The organism is Amantichitinum ursilacus (assembly GCF_001294205.1).
In the GTDB taxonomy this organism is placed as follows: Bacteria; Pseudomonadota; Gammaproteobacteria; order Burkholderiales; family Chitinibacteraceae; genus Amantichitinum; species Amantichitinum ursilacus.
The window spans coordinates 1-21,679 of the sequence record NZ_LAQT01000033.1 but is presented as its reverse complement, the minus strand read 5'-3'; the positions used below and the strand labels follow the sequence as shown (position 1 = coordinate 21,679).

Annotated in this window: 19 protein-coding genes; 14 read left to right on the top strand and 5 right to left on the bottom strand. The window is 57.0% G+C overall.

All coding sequences use genetic code 11. From position 1 onward, the window contains the following. Positions 1 to 32: 32 nt before the first annotated feature. The 3 genes from macB to WG78_RS18645 form a co-directional block, all read right to left on the bottom strand. On the bottom strand, positions 33 to 1,997 hold the full coding sequence (macB, locus tag WG78_RS18655; protein WP_053939356.1) for a macrolide ABC transporter ATP-binding protein/permease MacB: 1,965 nt from the start codon (positions 1,995 to 1,997) through the stop codon (positions 33 to 35). A 2-nt stretch (positions 1,998 to 1,999) separates the two neighbouring features. Further along, entirely contained in the window at positions 2,000 to 3,199 is a 1,200-nt protein-coding gene (gene macA, locus WG78_RS18650; RefSeq protein ID WP_053939355.1) for a macrolide transporter subunit MacA, read from the bottom strand. Positions 3,200 to 3,315: 116 nt separating this feature from the next. After that, positions 3,316 to 3,786 (bottom strand): GNAT family N-acetyltransferase, encoded by a 471-nt coding sequence (locus WG78_RS18645; protein ID WP_053939354.1) that lies wholly within the window; start codon positions 3,784 to 3,786, stop codon positions 3,316 to 3,318. Between the two features lie 262 nt (positions 3,787 to 4,048). Between WG78_RS18645 and WG78_RS18640 the strand changes: the two genes are divergently transcribed. Continuing rightward, positions 4,049 to 4,627 carry a hypothetical protein gene (locus WG78_RS18640; RefSeq protein ID WP_152969298.1) on the top strand — a complete coding sequence of 193 codons (579 nt, stop codon included), beginning with the start codon at positions 4,049 to 4,051 and terminating at the stop codon, positions 4,625 to 4,627. On the opposite strand, the gene WG78_RS22760 is transcribed toward WG78_RS18640, so the two are convergent. Then, positions 4,624 to 5,001, bottom strand: coding sequence for a hypothetical protein (locus WG78_RS22760; RefSeq protein WP_161805152.1), 378 nt, complete (start codon positions 4,999 to 5,001; stop codon positions 4,624 to 4,626). The two genes, WG78_RS18640 and WG78_RS22760, sit on opposite strands and share 4 nt — an antisense overlap. A gap of 3 nt (positions 5,002 to 5,004) precedes the next feature. On the opposite strand from WG78_RS22760, the gene WG78_RS18635 reads away from it, so the two are divergent. The 10 genes from WG78_RS18635 (at position 5,005) to WG78_RS22965 (ending at position 15,100) form a co-directional block, all read left to right on the top strand. Further along, positions 5,005 to 5,760 (top strand): hypothetical protein, encoded by a 756-nt coding sequence (locus WG78_RS18635; protein WP_161805151.1) that lies wholly within the window; start codon positions 5,005 to 5,007, stop codon positions 5,758 to 5,760. 67 nt (positions 5,761 to 5,827) lie between these two features. Then, on the top strand, positions 5,828 to 6,343 hold the full coding sequence (locus WG78_RS23430) for an RHS repeat-associated core domain-containing protein (protein WP_373278996.1): 516 nt from the start codon (positions 5,828 to 5,830) through the stop codon (positions 6,341 to 6,343). 65 nt (positions 6,344 to 6,408) lie between these two features. Continuing rightward, positions 6,409 to 6,891, top strand: coding sequence for a DUF6714 family protein (locus tag WG78_RS22565; protein ID WP_152969297.1), 483 nt, complete (start codon positions 6,409 to 6,411; stop codon positions 6,889 to 6,891). A 333-nt stretch (positions 6,892 to 7,224) separates the two neighbouring features. Continuing rightward, entirely contained in the window at positions 7,225 to 7,638 is a 414-nt protein-coding gene (locus WG78_RS18630; protein WP_053939351.1) for an RHS repeat domain-containing protein, read from the top strand. Beyond that, positions 7,593 to 8,024, top strand: coding sequence for a hypothetical protein (locus WG78_RS18625; RefSeq protein WP_152969295.1), 432 nt, complete (start codon positions 7,593 to 7,595; stop codon positions 8,022 to 8,024). The genes WG78_RS18630 and WG78_RS18625 overlap by 46 nt, the downstream gene beginning before the upstream one ends. 100 nt (positions 8,025 to 8,124) lie before the next feature. Beyond that, entirely contained in the window at positions 8,125 to 8,637 is a 513-nt protein-coding gene (locus tag WG78_RS22970; RefSeq protein ID WP_201782487.1) for an RHS repeat-associated core domain-containing protein, read from the top strand. 180 nt (positions 8,638 to 8,817) lie between these two features. Then, positions 8,818 to 9,132 (top strand): DUF4288 domain-containing protein, encoded by a 315-nt coding sequence (locus WG78_RS18615; RefSeq protein ID WP_053939348.1) that lies wholly within the window; start codon positions 8,818 to 8,820, stop codon positions 9,130 to 9,132. A gap of 670 nt (positions 9,133 to 9,802) precedes the next feature. Continuing rightward, entirely contained in the window at positions 9,803 to 10,264 is a 462-nt protein-coding gene (locus WG78_RS22560; RefSeq protein WP_161805150.1) for a hypothetical protein, read from the top strand. Positions 10,265 to 10,703: 439 nt separating this feature from the next. After that, a complete protein-coding gene (locus WG78_RS18610; protein WP_053939347.1) occupies positions 10,704 to 11,117 on the top strand; it encodes a DMP19 family protein in 414 nt (137 codons plus the stop codon). A gap of 254 nt (positions 11,118 to 11,371) precedes the next feature. Continuing rightward, positions 11,372 to 15,100, top strand: a complete 3,729-nt coding sequence (locus WG78_RS22965; protein ID WP_053939346.1) for a patatin-like phospholipase family protein — start codon at positions 11,372 to 11,374, stop codon at positions 15,098 to 15,100. A gap of 60 nt (positions 15,101 to 15,160) precedes the next feature. Here WG78_RS22965 and acpA read toward each other — a convergent pair whose 3' ends face one another. Beyond that, positions 15,161 to 17,317, bottom strand: a complete 2,157-nt coding sequence (gene acpA / locus WG78_RS18600; protein ID WP_053939345.1) for an acid phosphatase — start codon at positions 17,315 to 17,317, stop codon at positions 15,161 to 15,163. A 193-nt stretch (positions 17,318 to 17,510) separates the two neighbouring features. Between acpA and WG78_RS18595 the strand changes: the two genes are divergently transcribed. The 3 genes from WG78_RS18595 (at position 17,511) to WG78_RS18585 (ending at position 21,588) form a co-directional block, all read left to right on the top strand. Next, a complete protein-coding gene (locus tag WG78_RS18595; RefSeq protein ID WP_053939344.1) occupies positions 17,511 to 18,857 on the top strand; it encodes a cytochrome-c peroxidase in 1,347 nt (448 codons plus the stop codon). Positions 18,858 to 19,046: 189 nt separating this feature from the next. After that, complete coding sequence (locus WG78_RS18590) at positions 19,047 to 19,235, top strand: hypothetical protein (RefSeq protein WP_152969293.1); 189 nt, start codon at positions 19,047 to 19,049, stop codon at positions 19,233 to 19,235. Positions 19,236 to 19,413: 178 nt separating this feature from the next. Beyond that, on the top strand, positions 19,414 to 21,588 hold the full coding sequence (locus WG78_RS18585) for a response regulator (RefSeq protein ID WP_083459375.1): 2,175 nt from the start codon (positions 19,414 to 19,416) through the stop codon (positions 21,586 to 21,588). Positions 21,589 to 21,679 lie beyond the last annotated feature (91 nt).

Below are 21,679 nucleotides of genomic sequence, written 5' to 3'. Positions count from 1 at the left end.
CTGATGAATAACGCATGTCGATGGGCCGCCGCTTATTCGCGCGCCAGCGCCTGGATCGGATCCAGCCGCGCCGCATTACGCGCGGGCAGATAGCCGAAGATGACGCCGATCAGCGTGGAGCACACGCACGCCGCCACAATCGAAGCAATCGAGAACTGCATCGACATCGCTTTTACAAAGATCGAGAACACCGCGCCGATACCAAACGACAGCACCACGCCAATCAAGCCACCGATCAGGCACACCAGAACCGCCTCGATCAGAAACTGCTGCATGATGTCGTTCTGCCGCGCGCCCACCGCCATGCGGATGCCGATTTCATGAGTGCGTTCGGTCACCGACACCAGCATGATGTTCATCACGCCAATGCCGCCCACCACCAGCGAAATCACCGCAATTGCCGAGATCAATAAGGTGAGCGTGGCGGTGGTTTTTTCCACCGTTTTGAGAATGCTGTCGCTGCTATTGGTAAAGAAATCCTTGGTGCCATGGCGCAAGGTCAGCAGCTTGGTCAGGCTGGCCTCGGCCAGATCGTTGGGCATGCCGTCACGCACGCGCACGGTGATGCTGTTGAAATAGGTCTGCCCCAGCAAACGCCCCATCGCCGTGGTATACGGCAAATAAACTTCCAGACTGGTGTTGCTGCCAAACGCGCTTTCTTTTTTCTTGGCGACGGCCACCACGGTGGCGGGCATGCCGCCCAGAAAGATCACTTTGCCGACCGGGTTTTCCCAGGTTTTAAACAACTTGTTGCGCGTGTTGTCGTCGATCACCACGCTCTGCGCCTGACGCCGCACATCGGCATTCGAAAACGCCTGGCCATCGGCCATTTCAATATCGCGCACGCGAAAATACTGCTCGCCCACACCGCTAACCGACGCCGACGCTTTCACGTTGCCGTAGCGCAAAATCACGCTGCCGCTGACGCCCGGCGTAGCGCTGTCGATATAGAACTGCTGCTGCAAAATGCTCAGATCATTGGCGTTCAGCGTGTGGATGGTACTGGCGCGATCATCGCCCCAGCCATTGCCCGGCACGATGTCGATGGTGTTGGTGCCGATTGAGCTGATGTCGTTGATCACCTTCTGCCGCGCGCCCTGCCCCAGCGCCACAATCGACACCACCGAGGTAATACCGATGATGATGCCCAGCATGGTCAGCAAAGTGCGCATGCGGTGCGACGCCATGGCAATCCACGCCATTTTGAAGGCCTCGCCAAAGCGGCCCCAGGCCGCCATCCACATGGCCTGGCGGCGGGTGGGTTTGGCATCAAGCAAGGTGGTCTGATCGGGACGCTGCTCGCCATTGGGCCGGTCGGCCACCACCTCGCCATCATGCAATTCGATAATGCGCTGCGCGTTGCTGGCCACCTGCATATCGTGCGTCACGATGATGACGGTGTGACCACGCGCATGCAGCTCGCGCAAGATATTCATCACCTCTTCGCCGCTGTGGCTGTCCAGCGCGCCCGTGGGCTCATCGGCCAGAATGACGTCGCCGCCATTCATTAACGCGCGCGCGATACTCACCCGCTGTTGCTGCCCGCCCGACAACTGGCTGGGGCGGTGCAAGGTGCGGTTATCCAGACCCAGACGGCCCAGCAAGGACCGCGCCCGCTCGCGGCGCTGTTGCTTGTCGGCGCCGGCATACACCGCCGGGATTTCGACGTTTTCTTCGGCGCTTAAATGCGGCAACAAGTGATAACGCTGAAAGATAAAACCAAAGTATTCGCGCCGCAGCGTGGCCAGTTCATCGCCTTGCAACTCGCGCGTTTCGCGGCCATCCACCTTGTAGCTGCCCGTCGACGGCCGATCCAGACAACCAAGGATGTTCATCAAGGTGGATTTGCCCGAACCCGACTGCCCGACAATCGCCACCATCTCACCCGCGTGGATGGTCAGGTTGATGTCTTTAAGCACGCGCACTTCTTCTTCGCCCGCCGGAAAACGCCGTTCCAGCCCGGACAGCTGCAATAAGGGCTTGGGTGCCTGGCTCATGCTTAGTGCCCCGGCGGCGGGCCGCGATGCTGGTCTTCATCACTGGCCGGTTTGATCTGGGTGGAATCGCCCACCACCACCTTGTCGCCCAGCGCTAGACCCGTCAGCACCTGCACGTTGACGTTATTGTTAAGGCCCGTAGTGATTTTGCGCGGCTGCGCGTGCCCATCCGGCCCCACCACCCGCACGGTATAAGAACCATCGGCCGCCTTCTGCCCCAACGCCGTCACCGGGATCGCCAACACTTGCTTGACCGCGCCCTGCACAATCGAAACCTGCGCCGTCATATCGGTCTTTAACACATGTCCCGGATTGGGCACGTCAAACAGGCCGTTGTAATACACGGCGGTGGTGCTGCTGGTACTGGTGGTTGTGGTGGTCGAGCTTTCAGAACTGATGCTTTCCGGCGCGGGTTCCACCGCACGCAAGGTGCTGCTGAACTTCTTGTCCGCCGCGCCCAGAATCGTAAAGTAAACCGGCTGCCCGGCCTTCACGCGCACCACATCGGCCTCCGACACCTGCGCCTTGATCGTCATCGTGTCCAGATTGGCCATGATCAGAATCGTGGGCGCGCTCTGGGCCGATACCACGGTCTGGCCTTCTTGCGTTACCACAGAAATGATTTCGCCATCCATGGGCGCGGTGATGCGCGTATAGCCCAGGTTGGCCTTGGCAGTGTCCACCTCCACCGCCGATTGCTTGATCTGCGCATCCAGCGCAGCCAGATCCGCCTTGGTGGACGTGACCTGCGCCTGCGCCGATTCCAGATCCGCCTTCGCGCTGGCATCCTCGCCATACATGGTCTGCTGCCGCGTCAACGTCAGCTGATACTGCGCCAACAACGCCTGCTTGCTGGCCTTTTGTGCCTGCACATTGGCCAGCCCGGCCTCGGCTTTACGCAGATCGTTTTCTTGCAACACCGGGTCAATTTCGGCCAGCAACTGGCCCTTTTTGACGCGATCGCCCAACGCCACCTTCAGCGACTTGAGCTGACCATTGACCTGCGCACCCACACTCACCTGCTTGACCGGCTTGATGGTGCCGCTGGCCAGCACGGTGTCTTCCAGATCCATGCGCGCCACCGGCGTGCTCAGATACTGCGGCGGAGCGGGTTTAAACAAGAAATGCCGGGCAACGAGCGCGAGCACAACCACAAGCAGCACGCCGATAAGCCAGCGCACTTTGGTATTTTTTAATTTCATCGGAAAAAGACAGCCGGACGATGGACCGAAAGGATCATACCCGCAGAAATGCCGACGCGTCGCGCGCAGCGGTAACGTTGGATACAAGCAGAAATAACGCTCAACCCCAGCGCCAATTACGTGGATTGGGGCTCACGTCGGTAATAGATATCGAAAGCATCGCGATGCGTTTCGACAAAGCCGTGGCGCTGATAAAAACGGTTGGCATCGCTCTCCAACAAAGCGCCCAGCGTCAGCGCATACCCGCCCGCATCAGCCGCTGCGCACAGGCGCAGCATCACCTGACTACCAATACCCTGGCCCGACGCGGCCGGGCTTAGATACAGATGGCGGATGTAAACGCTGCCATCTTCCGCGGGCGCATCGAGCACGAAGAAACCAACGCGCTGGTTTGCGTATTCGATGGCGGTGGTTTGCGCGGGGTTGAAGTGGTCGAGCAAACGCGCACGCGCCCGATCCAGATCAAAACGACCGACGCGCTCAAGGCTGGGGCGCATGGCGTCGGCGCGCAGGTCGGCCAGCGCGGGGGCATCGGCGGGGGTGACGGGGTGGAATTGAAGTGATTGGGGGCAAATTTTATCGAGCATCGCTTACTACTGGTGTCATTGTAGATACAAGAGGAGTTTGAAACTCGTACCAATGCTGGAGCTTAATGATAAGTTTCGCGCCATAAAATCCACAACATCGCTAACCATAGTTCCTTCCAGCACGCGACGTATCCAGATGAACTTTTCCATGGCCAGTTAAACGCGTAGGAGACCAGTCACGAGAGCGAGGCGGAGCATGGCGAACAGGGTGCATTGCATTGGTGGTCGAAACGGAATCCAACGACCGAATGGTGATCGCTTTATGTCATTAGAAAGAAGTGAAAAGCTTATAGGAATGATCAGGCAATTAGCGTTGCCTGATGCTGCCGCAATAAGTGCTTCCTGCAGTTCGAGATTGATGCCTGCCCTACTTCGATATCTTGAAGGCGAACGCGATATTGCGCGACAAGCGTTGTTCACGCGGGCGCAGGAAGCGATATGGCTGTTTGCCGGTGGTAATCCCATAAGTCAATCAGACCTGGCACACCTGGCGGAAGCCACTTTTGCCGCGATCCCCACAGACGAAGAATCAGTGCATGCGGCGGAGCCTTACGCAGAAGACGCTGCCGCAGCGATATGTTACGGGCTAAGACTATGTGCTTCCGGCGATATTACTAACGCGATATGGGCTTCTCAAAGGATCTTTGATGCCCTTGATCACTACTATATTTGCGGTGAGTATCCAGACCCCGAATATGCAGTCCAGAAGGCATGGGATATTGAGGCTGATGGACAAGTCGGCGATATTTCCGATTTGAACAAACTTGTGGGAACTCTCGGCAGAGAGGACGCGATACAGATTTTTCGCCTCAAGTCGAGGCCGCTACCCTTCGTCCGTTAATTCTCAAAGCTCACGCCGCATTGGCTGGAATCGGGACACAAGCAGAAAAACAGCGCCGTACGACTCTTGAGGCAGAGGTGCAAAAAAGCAGTGGTTTCGATCAATTCAGTCATGCCTGATTCCTCCCATTTCTGTTTGACTTCACCTCCTGGTCGGAGGGCGGAAGCCCGCTGGTCTAAACACCCCTCCGCGTAGGCGAGTACGACCTTGGCCTTGTCTGGCACCGGCGAGAGATTTTTCCCTCTTTCTTCCGGCGGCGTGATCGCCTTTGCCTTGATTGCAAAGAGCCCGGCGCAATGGGGCCAAGCTCCGGAAGCGGCCGGTGCGGCCCGCACTTCAACGGCCAGTCGCTGATCAACAATGTGGCCTGGCAAGCCATGTCGGCCCCGCTGGCGTGGACGTGGGCCAACGGCGCCAGATGGCAACGCGCTGGCGACGCGGTCGGCCGCACGGCCAGCATCAGCATGGGCGATGCCAGCAAGGTCTATAGCTACGACAACGTCGGCAACGTCACCGACATCGTCGATTCGGCGCACCCGCAATTCGCGGGTTCGTATCGCTACGACAATATGGACCGCCTGACCACCACCAGCATCGCCGGCACCGGCAGCTGGAGCTACACCTACGACGCCAACGGCAACCGCACCGCATCGGCTACCACCCCGTTTGTGTACAGCACTACCAGCAACCGCCCGAACAGCATCACTGCCAGCCCCGTCGTCTATTTCGGCTATGACGCGGCGGGCAACCAGACCAGCCGCGGCGGTGCGACCTTCGTGTACGACAACGTCGGCCGCATGGTCAAAACCACCGAAGGCAGTACGGTGCTGGGCACGTACACGTACAACGCCATCGGTCAGCGCATGCAGAAGACCGTCAGCGGCGTGGTCACGCGCCTGGTCTATGACGAGGCCGGCCATATCCTCGGCGAGTACGACGGTACCGGCAAAATGGTGCAGGAAACGGTCTACCTGGGCGACTGGCCGGTCGCCACCATGCGACTGAACAGCGCGGCCACGGCCGTCGCGTATTACGTCTGGCCCGACCACCTGGGCAGCCCGAAACAGGTGACCGACCTGCCACCAACAAGGTGGGGTGGCGTTGGGAAACCAACCCCTTCGGACCGGCCCTAAATCCGTATGAAGGTCCGCAGGGCACGGGCAATACGTTTGTGTATAACCTGCGCATGCCGAGGCAGTACTGGGACAAGGAGATCTCGCGCAGCACAATGGCTATCGCGAATATGATCCGTACCTGGGTCGGTATATCCAGTCCGATCCGATTGGCCTTGCGGGTGGGATTAACACATATTCTTATGTGGGTGGAAATCCGCTGACCCACACAGATCCGATTGGACTCGCCCCGGGCGTCCAATCGTGTGCATTTCTACCTGATGGCGCGGCATGTGAGACTTCGCCACCATCAGAACAGTTACCAGATTCGCCGCCTGACCTCCCAGCCCAAGCGCAAAAATGGTGGAAAAACGTTTGCGGCACTGTAAATAATCCGCCGCCCCCGGGCGACTGCAACGACGACCACTACAACCATCTAAAAGATAAAAAAGGCCAGAGCTGCGATCAGCCGAGAAAGTGCTCGCCAATGGATAGTTGCGCAGTGATTCGTGACAAAATGAACGCAGGGCAATCATGCGTGGATGCCAGAAACAATATTATGAATCAATGCTTTCGTGGGGGCGACTTGGCCCATCAACTTTAAAGAGAGACCGTGCGAGGCACCATGTATGTTTGCCAGCTCCACTCGCAATTGAAAGGTTGTAACTAATGGAAAATACGTTAATTAGACTGTCCATAAAAAATCATTTTGGGACTGCGCGCTTGCCTTCGGATGCTGATTTAATTTCGCCGGAATGTGGCTTTTCAGATGGGGCAGCACAGGCGGCGAATTTATTTCAAGGCAAGACCTGGAATAATATTGACCTAATGTCGCTATTTCATACGGAAGACGCTTTAAGGAGTCTTTCTGATGTCGCTTTTGGCTATTACATACCGGCTTACCTCGATCTGATTGTGGCGCACTATTGCGAGGCAGATGCCTTGGTGGACACCGTGATTAACACGTTAACCCCGCCCGTATCGAACGGAGAGCCAAGGGCTTCGTGGATTGAAAAAAAATTAAAATTTTTAAACAAACAGCAAAGGCAGGTAATCGCGACGGTGCTCCAGCATCTTAAGATTCAGCATGGCGATTTTGGGGCGAAACATGCATTGGAAATTTATTGGCATCGATATCTAGAAAAGCGGTGATCGGGTTGCATCACGGACGCATCTGATGGATGCCGGCAAGTTTATCTGCGGAATCTGATAGTTGACACCAAAAGTGAATAGCAGGCGTGGTTCCTGCACCTTTTGGTAAAGGCGGGCTTTGCTCCTCCGCAGAAAGTCATTCAATCAACAGTATGCTGCCCGCCAGGCTGCGTATGCACATGGCCTAAATACCGGCGCACGTTCAATGACCGAGAACATCTTCCTCCAAGGTGGCACATCTCGTTCGGCGTGGAAAACCGCCGGCGGTGCGGCGACTCACCTCTCCAAGACGAAGCCGGCCACATCCTCGGCGAGTACGACTGTACCGGCAAGATGGTGCAGGAGACGGTCTACCTCGGCGACTGGCCGATGGCCACGGTGCGGCTGAACAGCGCTGGCACGGCGGTGGCGTACTACGTCTGGCCCGACCACCTGGGCAGCCCGAAACAGGTGACCAACCCGGCCACCAACAAGGTGGTGTGGCGCTGGGAAACCAACCCGTTCGGACCGACGCCGAATCCGTATGAAGATCCGCAAGGTACGGGCAATACGTTTGTGTATAACCTGCGCATGCCGGGGCAGTATTGGGACAAGGAAATCTCGCGCAGCAGCAACGGCTTTCGCGAATATGATCCGTATATGGGGTGGTATATCCAGTCCGATCCGATCGGGTTGAGCGGGGGATTAATACTTGTGCATATGTGGACGGCAACCCAACGGGCAATATTGATCCGCTGGGTTTGTTAAATCCGGTGAAAGCTACAGCATCCTTTGGTAATGCTGCTAATGCCGGAAGACTATATGCAGCGGGGATGTTGAAGCTGGGGGCTGCGGCCGGTCCGGATGCGAGCGTTGTAGGTGCGCCTGCCGGAATGGGGGCCGCCGCTTGGGGGGCGTGGAATATCAATTCAGCCAATTCGGCTTGGAAGCGCGCTAAGCAAGAATGCAGCGAGGCAATTAATGACAAGTGGTCTGATGCTAGTTGGCGAAATTTGCTTGGCGTACTGCCATTTGGTACTCAGTATGATGACCCGAATGAGCCGACTCCTGTTCAGTTCTTTAAGGAAAAGGGCGTCGATCTGCTCTCCGAGCCTAGCGAGCTTCTGCGTGAACTGGGAACTTTGGGGTTCTAATGTCAACGTATGAATTTATAACAATCATCGTAGGTTTGGGTCTGGTTGTGTGGTTTACCGGATCATTGCTGGTATCTTCTTTTAAAAAGAAGAAAATGGCTTGGCCCGACATAAAGGCGTGGTTGAAAAACGTAATGGGCTCTCTTTTCGGGATAGGCTAACCCCCATTTTGAATATATTCGGCGCCCGTCTTGCATGGGCGCTGTTGTTTCTATTGTTTGAGGGTTGGCCACCACCCTCGATAGAAACCCACCTCTGGAAAATAAAGTACGACGGCACGGGCAATACATTTGTGTATAACCTGCGCATGCCGGGGCAGTACCGGGACAAGGAGATCTCGCGCAGCAGCAATGGTTATCGCGAATATGATCCATGCTTGGGGCGGTATATCCAGAGCGATCCGATCGGGCTGGGTGGGGGGATAAGTACTTATGGGTATGTGGGTAATAACCCCTTAGTGTTTATCGATCCAAGCGCAATGGCGCGCACCACGGTGGATGCAGCGATTGAACAAGCCATTCGGCGTGGAGACGTCGACGAATTAAGGGCATTACTGGATGCGGCGGGCTCTGGCGAGCAGAATGCTGTTATTCAAAATGCCATAACCGGCTGACCAGTAATGCGGATCGAATCATCGCAAAAGAATGTAAGGCGAGCGTTCGGGAAGTCTTTCGCGGCCAATGGAAGGATAAAACGCTGCAGCAGATCCTGGAGGCCTTAAAAAATGGTGACAAGACTGCGAAAACAGCGTGGACGCTACTCAATGATTTGCGCTTTAAAAAGGTAGTTGAATATGATTTATATGGCCAGCCTGTTTTTTCGAAGTGAAGTGCAGTCATCGTTGGGTGAACTCCTTGAGAGCTTTTGGGAGGAAAGCTTTGTATTGGTAACTGCTGACTCGGAAGAAAGTGCTGCACTCAAAGCTGATATCGTCGGCCATGGCAGAAGCGGCATCGTGTATCCGACTGAACGCGGTGAACTTACTTGGGTTTATGTCCGAGCGGAGCGCATTGTACAAGTGGACGAACCCTTCTTCGATGGGCAAGAAATTTTCTCCAGATATCTGCGCGCTGCTGAAGCTCGCAGTATTTTAATGCCCTTCGATTAGCCGATAAATCGGCCAGAATTTTAAACGCCAAGCGCTGGGATTATGCGGTACGTCTGATGAGCATCCGGCGAGTCAGCAGTGCTCGCTCGATCCGATCGGGTTGGGTGGGGGGATCAATACTTATGCGTATGCGCGTGGCAATCCGGTTATTGGTATTGATCTATATGGACTAGCAAGGTCTTATGTCGACTTGGGTCAAGGATGGAAAGGTGGAATAGATACATTCACTGTTGAGGGCCAAGCCAGCTTTGAGATTCACGTCTATTCACCTAATGGAAAGGAAGCTGGCTTGTATGGGCCAAATGGATGGTTCAACAAGCATGGAAAGATAGGTGCCCCCGCTGATTTGCCAGATTCGGTTGCGGCGCAATGCAGGGGCCAAGCTTATGACTTTGCCCGTCGTGCTGGCTATGTCCCCAAAAAAGGAACCGCAAGCATCAAGGGTAGAAGCGTCGGGGATTTTATGAAGCCGAGAATAGCTGGTGCAGGTGCCGCGGCTCTGCTATTGACCGTCCTCCCTACAATTGCGCAGGGTGCCACAAATGGCGACGACGTAGGAGATATCGGCACTGCGGTTACCGCAGACATTCTGTGCGGTTTGATGGGTGGGTGCGATGCAGCATATTAAGAAACGAATAAATGATGATAATACTTGAGAAGGTAATGAATCGTGATCTATATTCGGGAAGATATGAATGGATTTATGTCATACGACAAATATTTCCAATATTTAGAATCAAAAAAAAACGAAATGAAACCCGATATTTATGCTTTTGCGTCGGACCCGTCAAGACATGATTTGTCCAGCCGAGGCAGTCTTCACGATGCCTGGCTCGATTCGATTTTTTTTCGCGCAAAAAATTATATTTATAATGATATTGAAGCGCAGCCGGACCTAACCCTTAATTTACTTGGACCTTTTCACGACAGGGTTCATGTTCTGAAATATTTTGAAATTAAAGATTGTAAGCTGACTAATTTCGATTTTTTTGGCAATGCGCGAGAGGCCGATTTGCTTTACCACGAAGTGAGACAAGAAAATAACCTTGTGGAACATGAAATTGTTTTTGATAGGGAAATTGTCATTGAAATAACGTGTGCAAGTATGAGACACGCGGAGAGGTTGCTTTGAAGGTTCGATTGTGGATATTAGATGGAACAAAAATACGCTGGCCCAAGGCAGACTCGGTTCATGCCGGGGCTTGCGCCGGTGCCGTATCGGCATTGGCGAAGACGTATGGGATAGCATACTTGCTAATCGGCTGCCGCGCGATGGCCATCCATAAGGATATCGAAGATGATTTTTCGGGCATTTTTCCTTAGCATGTACTTTGGTATTCGCTCTCTTTTTTTCATTTTTTTATTGGGTGGAAGCAAAATATCTCAGGGACGTTGGCCTTTATCAAGTATGTAATAGTCGTTGCTGGATTTCTGCCTTGGATTGTCTGGATTACAGCCCTGCCAGCCATTGTTGAGGCGGCAGAAGGCGGGGAAAGTACATCCGATGCGGCAACTAGCATCGGAGAGTCAATAATTTGCGGATTGATCGGCGGTTGCGAGGCGGCATACTAATGGACAACGACGAATATGCAGTGCTGGACCTTGCCTATCAAAAAATATTAGCAAAATTGCCGAGTTCAAAGGGAACGCCGCTTCAACTGGAAGAATGTTTAAGAAATTTTATGTTGGTGTACCACGCGCAAGGAATTCTCGATAACGGTGGTGTGGAATTCATGATGTCGGCGGCCTTTCCCGGTGGCGTGCAATACCTGGACGTCGCTGATGCCTATGAATTTGTAGGATTGAAGCGAGAGGCTGAAATTCTTAGAAATTCAATCGAGCTCGTGGGCAGATATGAAATCGAAACAGCCTTAGATTTACCCGAATGGAAAAAAGCCGACAGCTTTCTAATTGGAAACGAGGAGGTCTGGCTAGCATTAAGAGATTATCTGCGACAGAGCGCTCCCCACTTAATGGAATCATGAAATTAAAGAACAGGCACAAATTCGCCATTAGATGAAGAGGCGAAGCTCAGGATCGCAGCATGGCTGCTCGTACCGAATCAAGCTTTGCCTCATCCATCGGATCTGATGTCATACGCGCCACCGCCGATAAGCTCGCCTTGCTCCCTCTTACTCGCCGCATATACTCCTGCCATAGCCGGCAATAGCAGACAGTCACCCGCCAGATCGGCCCCGCTCTCAGCCTTGATGAACCTGATCATGCGGGAGCGGTGTCCATGCAAATCCCCGAACCATCCGGTCTCGATTTCGAGCATGACATCATTGCCGAGCGCCGCCGTCACGCCGGGGTTGCCGACCAGCAGCGGCCCGTTATTGCCGTCGCTTTATCCGGTGGCGGCATCCGCAGCGCTACGTTCAGCTTTGGCCTTTTGCGTGCGTTGGCCAAAAACCGCGTGCTTGAACATGTCGATTATTTATCCACCGTTTCCGGCGGTGGCTATATCGGCGCGGCGTTTGGACGTTTGTTTGGTTTAAGGGCCGATGCCGCGCAAACCGGCGATATTGAATCTTCCAATGCCGAAGAAGTGCAAGGCGGCATGCGGCGCGATGATTCCACCTTGTTGTGGTGGTTGCGCAGCAATGGTCGATATTTGATGCCCGGGGGCGCGCGCGATCAGGCTTTGTTTTTTGCGACCTCATTACGCGGCTTTATTGCGACGCAATTTGAAGTCGCGTTGTTGATGTTATTGATTGCGGGCGTGGTCACATTGCCGCATGCGCTGGAAAGCCTGGTGCAGTTGCTTTTACAAACGCCATGGCTGACTTTGCATAACGTGACATTGCCGTCATGGTGGTGTCTGGCGTGGCCCATTGCCTTGTATTACCTGGCCAAACATATTGGCGTGTTCTGGTTTTCGCAAAACGAAACCAGTACGCCGCGGCAAACGTTAGCAATTGCCTTGTTGGTGTTGGGCTTTTTTGCCGCATTAACCGGCACCGTGCTGGATGGGCTGAGCGATGCGGCGGTGTGCGCGCGCGATAGCAATCAGGCGGCGCAGTTTCCCTGTTCGATGGATGTCGATCAGATCAGCGTCAGCGCATTAAGCAGCATTGTGTTATTGGCGGTGTTATCGGGTTTGCTCAGTGCGGCATTAGCCAGCTGCCGTTTACGGGTACGGCGCATGCCGCCTGCGGGTTTGCGGCAATGGGCGACGGCGGGACTAACGCAAAGTTTGTTTTGCGCGGGCTTATTGTTGGCGGCCTGCGTGCTGGATGCGGTCAGTTGGCAACTGGCGTTTATGTTGGCCAATGAAGATCACGCGTGGTCCTTGTTGACGGGCGCATCCACCAGCAGTGTGGTGTTGGTGGCGGTGCGGATATTCCAACAAACGCTGGAAGCCAAAACGCGGGTTTCAATTCCGCTGGAACGCATTGCACATTATGTCGGTATTGCCCTGTTGCTGTTTATCTTGCTGTTATGGTCGGTGGCGTTGCAGTTCTATTTGTATTTCTCGTGGAATCTGTCTGCCCTGCCCGATCCACCGTTATGGCAAGGCGCGTTGCGCTGGTTGGTGTTGTTTGTGCCGGTGGTTATTTATATGTGTTTAACCGGGCGCGATCTGGAACACGCCAATCTGGCGTCGCTGCATTATTTCTATCGCTTGCGCATGGCGCGTGCTTATGTGTCGCTGGGCAATATCGGCGCCGGTGGGCGTTTTAGAGCCGGTTCGCCGCTGGACCCGGTGTCTTCCGAAATTGCGGATCGCATCTGCAATATCTCCGAATTTGTCGATGGTGATGATCCGCCGATGAGTGAATACGCACCGCATAAACACGGCGGGCCTATTCATCTGATTAATTGCTGCATTAACCAGACGGTTGATGACCGTACCGATAGCTATAACGCGGATCGCAAAGGCATTGCGATGGCGGTCAGTGCGTTGGGCGTGGAAACCGGCACGCGTTTTCCGGATCTGGCGGCCTTGCCGGCGCAAACCACCCTGGCGCAATGGACCGTGATTTCCGGCGCGGCGGTGGGTTCAGGAATGGGATCGCGTACGCGCAGTGGTTTAAGCGCGCTGTTCTTTTTATCCGCTTTGCGTTTGGGCTATTGGTCGAAACGCTTGCGCCCGCCGAATGCGGCCATTGATGCCGATTTCAATGCGCACACGCTGCGACTTAAACGTTGGCAAAAGCGCTTTGCCAAATACTGGGCCATTTGTGGCGAATGCCTGGCCCGTTTTCCGGGCTTGAATGATCCGCACTGGTATTTATCGGATGGCGGGCATTTCGACAATACCGGCGTTTATGCGCTGCTCAAGCGGCGGCCGTCCGTGATTGTATTGGCCGATTGCAGCGCCGATCCGGAATATCTGTTTGAGGATCTGGAAAACCTGGTGCGCAAAGCGCGCATCGATTATGGCGCGGAGATCGAATTTTTAGCGCCCGACGCCTTGCGCCAGCGCTGGCATGGGCACGATGCGTTTTTAGCGGCGGTGGGCACCGTGGCGACTATTACTGCGGAGGCAGGCCCCGAGCATTTTTTGCTGGCGCGCATCCGCTATTGCAAGCGCGGCGAGCATCCGCGCATTGGCGCGTTATTGGTGGTCAAGCCGCGGCGTGCCCGGCAACCGGACTTTGATCTGATTGGCTACGCCGACAGTAATTCGGATTTTCCGCAGCAAAGCAGCGGCGATCAGTTTTTTGATGAGGCGCAATGGGAGAGCTATCACTGCCTGGGGCGGATTCTGGGCCAGCGCATTACGCCCGATCTGGTCTGGCAATTGCCGCGCTGGGCGGCGGAAACGCCCATTCAACAAGTGGAAACCGCCAAAGCGGCCGACGCTCCACCCGCCGACCCGGACAGCGCGCGTCGCCAGCGCGCCACACCAGCCCTGCGCTGGACCGTGGGTGCGACGGCCACCTTGTCGTTGTTGGCCGCGGTGTGGCATGGCGTTGATCAGAAACAGGCCGATGACAGCAAGGCGGCGGCGGATTTTTTCAAGCTGTATGACCAGGTGCAAACCGATCTGGCCAAGTGCACCGCCAGCGCTTGCGATGACGCCTTGGCCATCAATGTGCGCATTACGCATCTGCGCGAATTACAGCAAGGCTTTGGCCGCTCGGACGCCACCGATGCGGCGCTCAAGAGTATCGAAAAGGCGATCACCGCGTTTTGCGGCAAGAACACCCAGGACGACCATTGCACCACGCTCAAAGCGCGGCCCGGGCACCCGCAAGCGGGCGAAGTGTGGCGGCAGTATTGGTACGGCGTGCGCGGCGGTGACCAGAGCGCGACGCCCGCTTCGTTTGACCTGGGCAATCTGCCCTGGGTGGGTGGCGTGCAAGGGCGCCTGCGGCAATTGCTGCGGATGATGCTGACCGAGCGCGTGGAGGTGGCCAGTCTGCAGCCCGGCCCGTTGGGGCAGGACTCGACCGTCACCGCGCCTGCGCCTGTGCCGGTTCCAGCGCCCGCGACCGCGACAGCCTCCGCCTCCGCCTCCGCCTCCGCGACCGCCCCCGCACCCGGCCCATGGGCCGCGCCAACGCCCGCCGCCAGCGCCAGATCCACGCCCACGCCCACGCCCTATGACCGCATCGTGCTGTCGTGCAATCTGTCGCAGCGGCCGATGCGATTGTTTGTGCAGATTTATAGTGAGGCCGAGCGCAGCAAAGCGCTGGGCTTTATCAACAACCTGGCCGGATCGGGCATACGCACGCCGGGCATCGAAAACGTGACCACCACCGCGCTCAAGCAAAACAGCCTGCCGCCACAACGCTGGAGCGTGCCCACCTTTTTGTATGCCGCAGGCGATGAAGCGTGCGCCGAAGCTTTGGCCGCGGCCTTCCCCCATGCAGTGCCGCGCCAATTGCCTGCGGTGCTGTCGCCTCGCCCCGGTGTGATCGAATTCTGGCTGCCACCGCCTGCGGCCAGCGCCGCGCTAACTACATCGCTGAGTCCGTTCCGTCCCACCCTTGCCCGCGCGCCCACGGCGGCGCCATAAAAAACCCCGGTCGGCTTGCGCCTTCCGGGTGGGTGTCAGAACGTCAGCTCAGGTTATGGCTTATTGCACGCTCTGGGTGAAATCCAGTGCCGCAGTAAAGTCGCCCATCGGCTTGCCGCCGTTGGCCACCAGCGCGTTGTCACGCTGGGTCAGGCCCGGCAGTACCGGCAGCGAATAACGGTGGGTGATAAAGCGCAGGATCGACGCAGTATCGTATTGCGTGTGGTCCACAGTGCCTTTCTTGGCGTACGGCGACACGATGAGGGCCGGAATACGGGTACCCGGGCCCCAACGGTCTGCCTTCGGCACCGCAGCATGGTCGTAGAAACCACCGTTTTCATCATAAGTAACGATGACCAGCATGTGCTTCCATTGCGGGCTGGCTTGCAGCTTGGCAATCAGATCCGCGATGTGGCTGTCGCCGTCGGTGACGTTGGCGTAGCCGTTATGCTGGTTCAGGTTACCTTGCGGCTTGTAGAACGCAACGGCGGGCAGCGTGCCGTTCTTGATGTCGTTCAGCATGTCGGTGTCGAAGTCTTTCAGGTGCGTCGCGCGGTCGGCTGCGTGCGTTACCGGATCAAATTCGGCGTAGTAGTTAAACGGCTGATGGTGGAACTGGAAGTTCGGGATCGGGCTGGCAAACGTACGGCCGGCCTTGGCTTGCGCCAGGGTGCTGGCCCACGCACCGCCGTACCACGCCCAGCTGACTTTCTTGGCGTTCAGCAGATCGCCAATGTTGGTCTGGGTTTGCGGCGGCAGATAGCTGGCGCTGGTGGTGTCGGCGTATAGCTTGGTGCTGTCGGTGGACGGCGGCGCCACGCTGGACGGCTGGTACGCCGGTTGCATGGTGTTAACGGCGTAATACATACCCGACGCGTCTTTCGGCGTGATCGCGGCATCACGCTTGTACACCGGCGCGCTGGTCAGCGAGCTGGCCGGCGCATTGGTGCCCGGCGTCAGGCGTACAAAGTTGCCGTTGGCGTCGGTGTCGATCGCGGCAATGGCGTTCTTGACCGGGCTGCTGGCGTCTTCGGCGTTCGGGTAGGTCGGTGCGCAAGCGCAGATCAGGTATTGGTGGTTCAGGAACGAACCGCCAAACGCGCCCTGGAACAGGTTGTCAGCCAGCACGTAGTTTTGTGCCACTTTCCACATCTGCATCTTGCTGCCGTCAAAGTAGCCCATGCTAAGGCCACCGGCATCCGAGTACGCGGCGTACTTGTCGTTCTTGCCGCCGTTGATCTGCATCTGGTTGTTATAAAAGCGGTGCACCAGATCGCGCGTCAGTACCGATTGGTCCATCGTCACGCCGGTGTTCAGCAGGCCTTTGGGATCATCAATCTGGAACATGCCGTTCGGGAAGGTGGCCGTCATGGCTTCGCTGATGGTCACCGACTGGCCGGCGGCGGTCAGGCCACCCCAGGTTTTGGGCAGGTACGGCAGCACGCTGTCGTCATAGTCGGTTTGTTTGGCGACCGAGCCAGTTGCAGTCGGGTTAACACCCGGAATGCCGTTAGCGCCGGGGAACAAGCCATACAGGTTATCGAAGCCACGGTTTTCGGCGTAGATGACCACCACGTTCTGGATCTGGTCCAGCGCCAGCGCGTTGGTCAGCGCTTTGGTCACGTCGCCGCCCGCTGCCACTGCGGTGGCGATACGAGTGATGCCCTGGTCGCTTTCGGCTTTCAGGATGGCTTTAACGTTGGTGTCGGCTTCTTTGTTCTGGTCTTCCATCACTTGCGCGATGGTCACGCCCAGGCGAGTAGCCAGCGTGGATTGCGCAGCGGCGATATCGCCGCCGTTGGTGCCGGCAATGGCCACCACTTCGGTGGTCAGCGCGCTGACCACGGTGGCGCCGCTCGGTGCGCGGAACACCAGCTTGCTGGTGACTGGCGTGCTGGTTTTGGTGTCCGGGTCGTAGCGGACGGCGTCGGTGCCGATTTCGGCCACCAGAGCGCCCGTACCGGTCAGCGTGAAGGCGCCGCTTGCATCGGTGGTGGTGCTGGTTTCGCCGGTGTCGCACACGCCGTTGTTGTTGGCGTCGATACAGACTTTGGCTTTCTGGAAGTAACTACCGGTTACAACACCGGAGATTGTTGCGACGGGGGTGGGCGACGGGGTGGGCGTGGTGACGTTGCCGCCATCATTGCCCTCGCCACAGGCCACCAGAGCGCCCGCAATGGCCGCGGCCATGGGCAGGAATACAAGTGCGCGCTTCATGTTTTGTACATCTCCTTGTTAGAAGTGGGCGCATTATGTGTATTGCAATGTTTCAGCCACGTTAGCGAAATGTTGCGGGATGGAATTTATTTACCGTGTCGCTGTCAGCGATGCGCCGACTTGTCATATGTCGGTAATGTGTCAAACCTAGACTGCGGGCCTGAGAATAATTCTTGATAAGCAGGCAACCGCGATGCCCCGTTTCACCAAACCCCAATCCCGGCTCTTTTTTCCTGTATTCAGCTGCGCCGCCTTATTGGCACTGGGCGCCCTGTACGGCGGCAAAGACAGTCTGGCCGCCACCCCTGCCGCCCGTAGCGCCAGCGCCACCGCCAAAAAAGAACCGGCCTGGAAGAGTTCTGATTACGCGCCGGTAAAAAACCAGCCCAGCTACAAAGAACTGGCCGCCGTCGGCAAGCTGATGTTCTTTGATCCGTCGCTGTCGGCATCGGGCAAGATGGCCTGCGCCACCTGTCACAGCCCTGATCATGCGTTTGGCCCCCCCAACAATCTGCAAGTGCAGTTGGGGGGTCGCGACGGCAAACTGGAAGGCACGCGCGCTGTGCCCTCGCTGCGTTATCTGCAAACGGTGCCGGTGTTTACCGAGCACTTTTATGACGATGATGGCGACGATAGCGTCGATGCGGGCCCGACCGGCGGGCATAACTGGGATGGCCGTGCGCGCAATGTGCATGAGCAAGCGCGGATTCCGCTGCTGGCCGTTAACGAAATGGCCAATGCTTCGCCCGCTGAAGTGGCCGCCAAACTGCAAAAAGCGGCGTATGCCCCACAATTACGCAAGCTCTTGGGCGACGAGATTTTCAATAACCCGGATCAGCTGTTCAAGTGGGGCACGTTGGCGCTGGAGGACTATCAAGATACGCCCGCCGACTTCTATCCTTACAGCAGCAAGTACGACGCCTTCCTGCGCCATCAGACCCAGTTGACCAAGCAAGAGCTGCACGGCCTGGAGGTGTTTAACGACGAAGAAAAAGGCAACTGCGCCAGCTGCCACATCAGCGCCGTGACGCCCGAAGGCATCTTTCCCAACTTTAGCGACTTTGGTTTGCTGGCCATCGGCGTGCCGCGCAACATGAAGCTGGCCATCAACCAGAACAGCAAGTTCAACGATATGGGCGCGTGCGGCCCGGACCGTACTGATCTGAAAGGCCGGGGCGAATTCTGCGGGCTGTTCCGCACGCCGTCGTTGCGTAACGTCGCGACGCGCAAGGTGTTTTTCCATAACGGCGCGTTTAACGATCTGGAAAAAGTGGTGCACTTTTATAACGAGCGCGAAACCAATCCGGGCAAGTGGTACGCCAAAGACAGCCACGGCAAAGTGATCAAATACGACGATCTGCCGAAGCAATATGTGGAAAACATCAATATGGAAGCGCCGTTTAATCACAAGCGGGGCGACAAGCCGCCGATGACCGATGCTGAAATCCGCGATGTGGTGGCGTTTATGAAAACGCTGACCGATGGCTACACCGATCCGATCCAGCAAGGCGGCAAAATCCGCACCGCTAAAGCGCAGTAAGCCCTGGCGCGGTGCAAGCAATGCGGCCCTTGTGGGCCGCATTGGCTTTTTCGAGGGTTACAAGGAAATATCAGAAATTTCCGGGCAGATAGTGTTATTCTTGCGGTTTGTAATTACGTTTCAGGCAAGACTTAACAACAACCCGCAGTACACCTTGTTAACCCGCGTAACGTTTCCAGGAAGGGGTAGATGTCAATGAACGCAGACGAAACGCTTGAAAAAGAAGTAGCCCAGATGACCACCCGCCCGGCTCCGGCCCGCCGTCGTGGTCCGACCGAAGAAATGATTTCCAACGCTAACCGGCAAAAGACCCTGCGTCGCCGCCAGCTGGAAGATCTGGTCGAAGCGCGTAACTCGGGCTCGACCTACGATTTCTAAGCAGCCCGCCTTAAGGCCGGCCGCTGCGCTGATCCCCCACCCCGCCCCGGCGGGGTTTTTCTTGGCTCACGTTTTTTTGTACATGTGGGCACCAACGTAGAAACCGACCGGTCGGAACGGCATAATCGGCCCCACCCTCCCCCTATGTTATTTGCATAAACAAGGTCCAGCAGCAGCCATGACGCGTGCGCACGATTCCTCAGCAGAGATGATTCCGCTGCGGGCACTCCCTCCTCGCAATTTCGAGTTGCTGCGCCGCGTGCTGAAAGCCACGCTGGCCGCGGCGGTGGTTTTGCCGCTGCTGCTGTTTATCGTGGTGGCCAATCGCGCGCTGGAAGATCGCAAAGATGAAGTGCAAGCCACGCTGATCCGCGCCACGCGCGTGGCTGCTGAACAAGCCAACAAAGTGTTTGATCTGGATGCCGCGCTGACGGATCGCGTGGTCGAACTATTGGGCAATCGCAGCGAAGACCAGTTAAAGGCCGATCAGGCGCAGTTGCATGCACGGCTGGCCCGCATGGCCACCAACCTGCCGCAGGTCTACGCGATCGCCGTGGTGGGCGCGGATGGCACCGCGCTGGTCAGCAGCCGCGTTTACCCGGCGATGCCAGTCAATATCGCCGATCGCAAGGATTTTCAGGACATCCGCGCGGGCGTGGGTGGGCGCTTGTCCGATGTGATGGTGGCGCGCGCGTCGCCGCATGTCATCTTTAATGACAGCGTGGCCTGGCGCGACAGCAGCGGGCGCTTTGCCGGCATGGTGCTGATTTCGCTTAATCCCGATTATTTTCAGAAGTTTTATGCCGAACTGGCCGGCGACCTGCCCGGCCAGTCGATTGCGCTAACGCGTAGCGACGGCACGCTGCTCTCGATTTTTCCATCCAGCCCGCGCGTAGGCATGCGCTTTAATCCCTCGCTGCAATTTGCTACGGCTTATCAGAATTCACCCTTGGCGGGTACGCTGGAAGCGCGCTCCGGCCTTGATAACAAATGGAAATTCTTTGCCTATCGCCGCGTGGAGGCCCACGGCGGTTACGTGATTTCGGCCTACCCCGAGCACGATCTGTATATGGCTTGGCTGCGGCAGATTGCCGGCTTCAGCCTGATTTTTCTGCTGCCGTGCGCCGCCCTGTGGGGCGTAATCATGTATTCGCTGCGCCAGCTTTCGCGTGAAGAAGAGGCCTGGCAACGCTGGCTGACCGAAGCCACCGCGCGCCACGCCATGGAAGCGGCCTGGCGCGAATCACGCAAGATGGAAGCGTTGGGCAAGCTGATGGGCAGCGTGTCGCACGACTTTAATAACCTGCTGATGGTGGTGTCGGCCAATGTGCAAATCCTGCGCCGCCGCCATCTGACCGAAGAAAACCGCTATGTCGATGCGATTGAACGCGCGCTGCAAACTGGCGAAGCGTTGACGCGGCAGTTGCTGACCGTCAGCCGCCGCTTTCCGCTGCGCGCCGAAATCGTGATCCTGCCGCGGCAGATTGAGCTGGCCGAGCAACTGCTGCGCTCGGCCCTGAGCGAGAAAGTCGAATTACGTAATGCACTGAGCGATGACATCTGGCCGATCAAGGTAGACCCGAGCGAGCTGCAGGTGGCGCTGATCAACATCGCCGTCAATGCGCGCGACGCCATGCCTTATGGCGGTGTGTTTACCGTGTGGGCCGAGAACATTGTGCTGCCCGCCGACGGTCCGGGGCGTTCGGGCGAATTTGTGCGGTTAACGCTGGCTGACAATGGCCCAGGCATGCCGGAATCGGTACGCGAACGCGTGTTTGAACCGTTGTTTACCACCAAGGCCGAAGGCCAGGGCACCGGGCTGGGCCTGGCGCAGGTGTTTGCGTTTTGCGAGCAATCCGGCGGGCTGGTGACGGTAGAAAGCAAGGTTAATGGCGGCACCAGCGTCAATCTGTACTTGCCGCGCGCGCAACCCGAGGCAGTCAAGGTGAGCGAACTACGCGCCCAGGCGACGCGAAGCTCGATTCCGCTGCGCATCTTGCTGGTGGAAGACAACGACGATGTCGCCGAGGGCATCGCCGCGATGCTCGATACCGACGGCCACGTGGTTTCGCGCGTCGCCAGCGCTGCTGCGGCGTTAGAGGCCTTGCAACGCGATGCGCTGCTGGATGTGGTGCTGTCGGATATCCACATGCCCGGCGAAATCAACGGCATCGATCTGGCCGAGGCCATCAAGGTGGCGTGGCCGCATTTGCCGGTACTGCTGATGACTGGCTACGCCGAAGAACTGCAGCGCGCGCTGAAAGCTCGCATCAACGTGCTGGCCAAACCATTCAGCGAAGAAAAACTGAATCTTGCTCTGCACGAGGCGCTGGCGCGCAGCGCGAATCTGTAACCCATGGGCGGACGTAAACGCGACTGCCCGCTCGACGCCCGCGGCGCCACATAGGGTGGGTCGAGACCCACCAAACAAAGCAGTCTGCCAG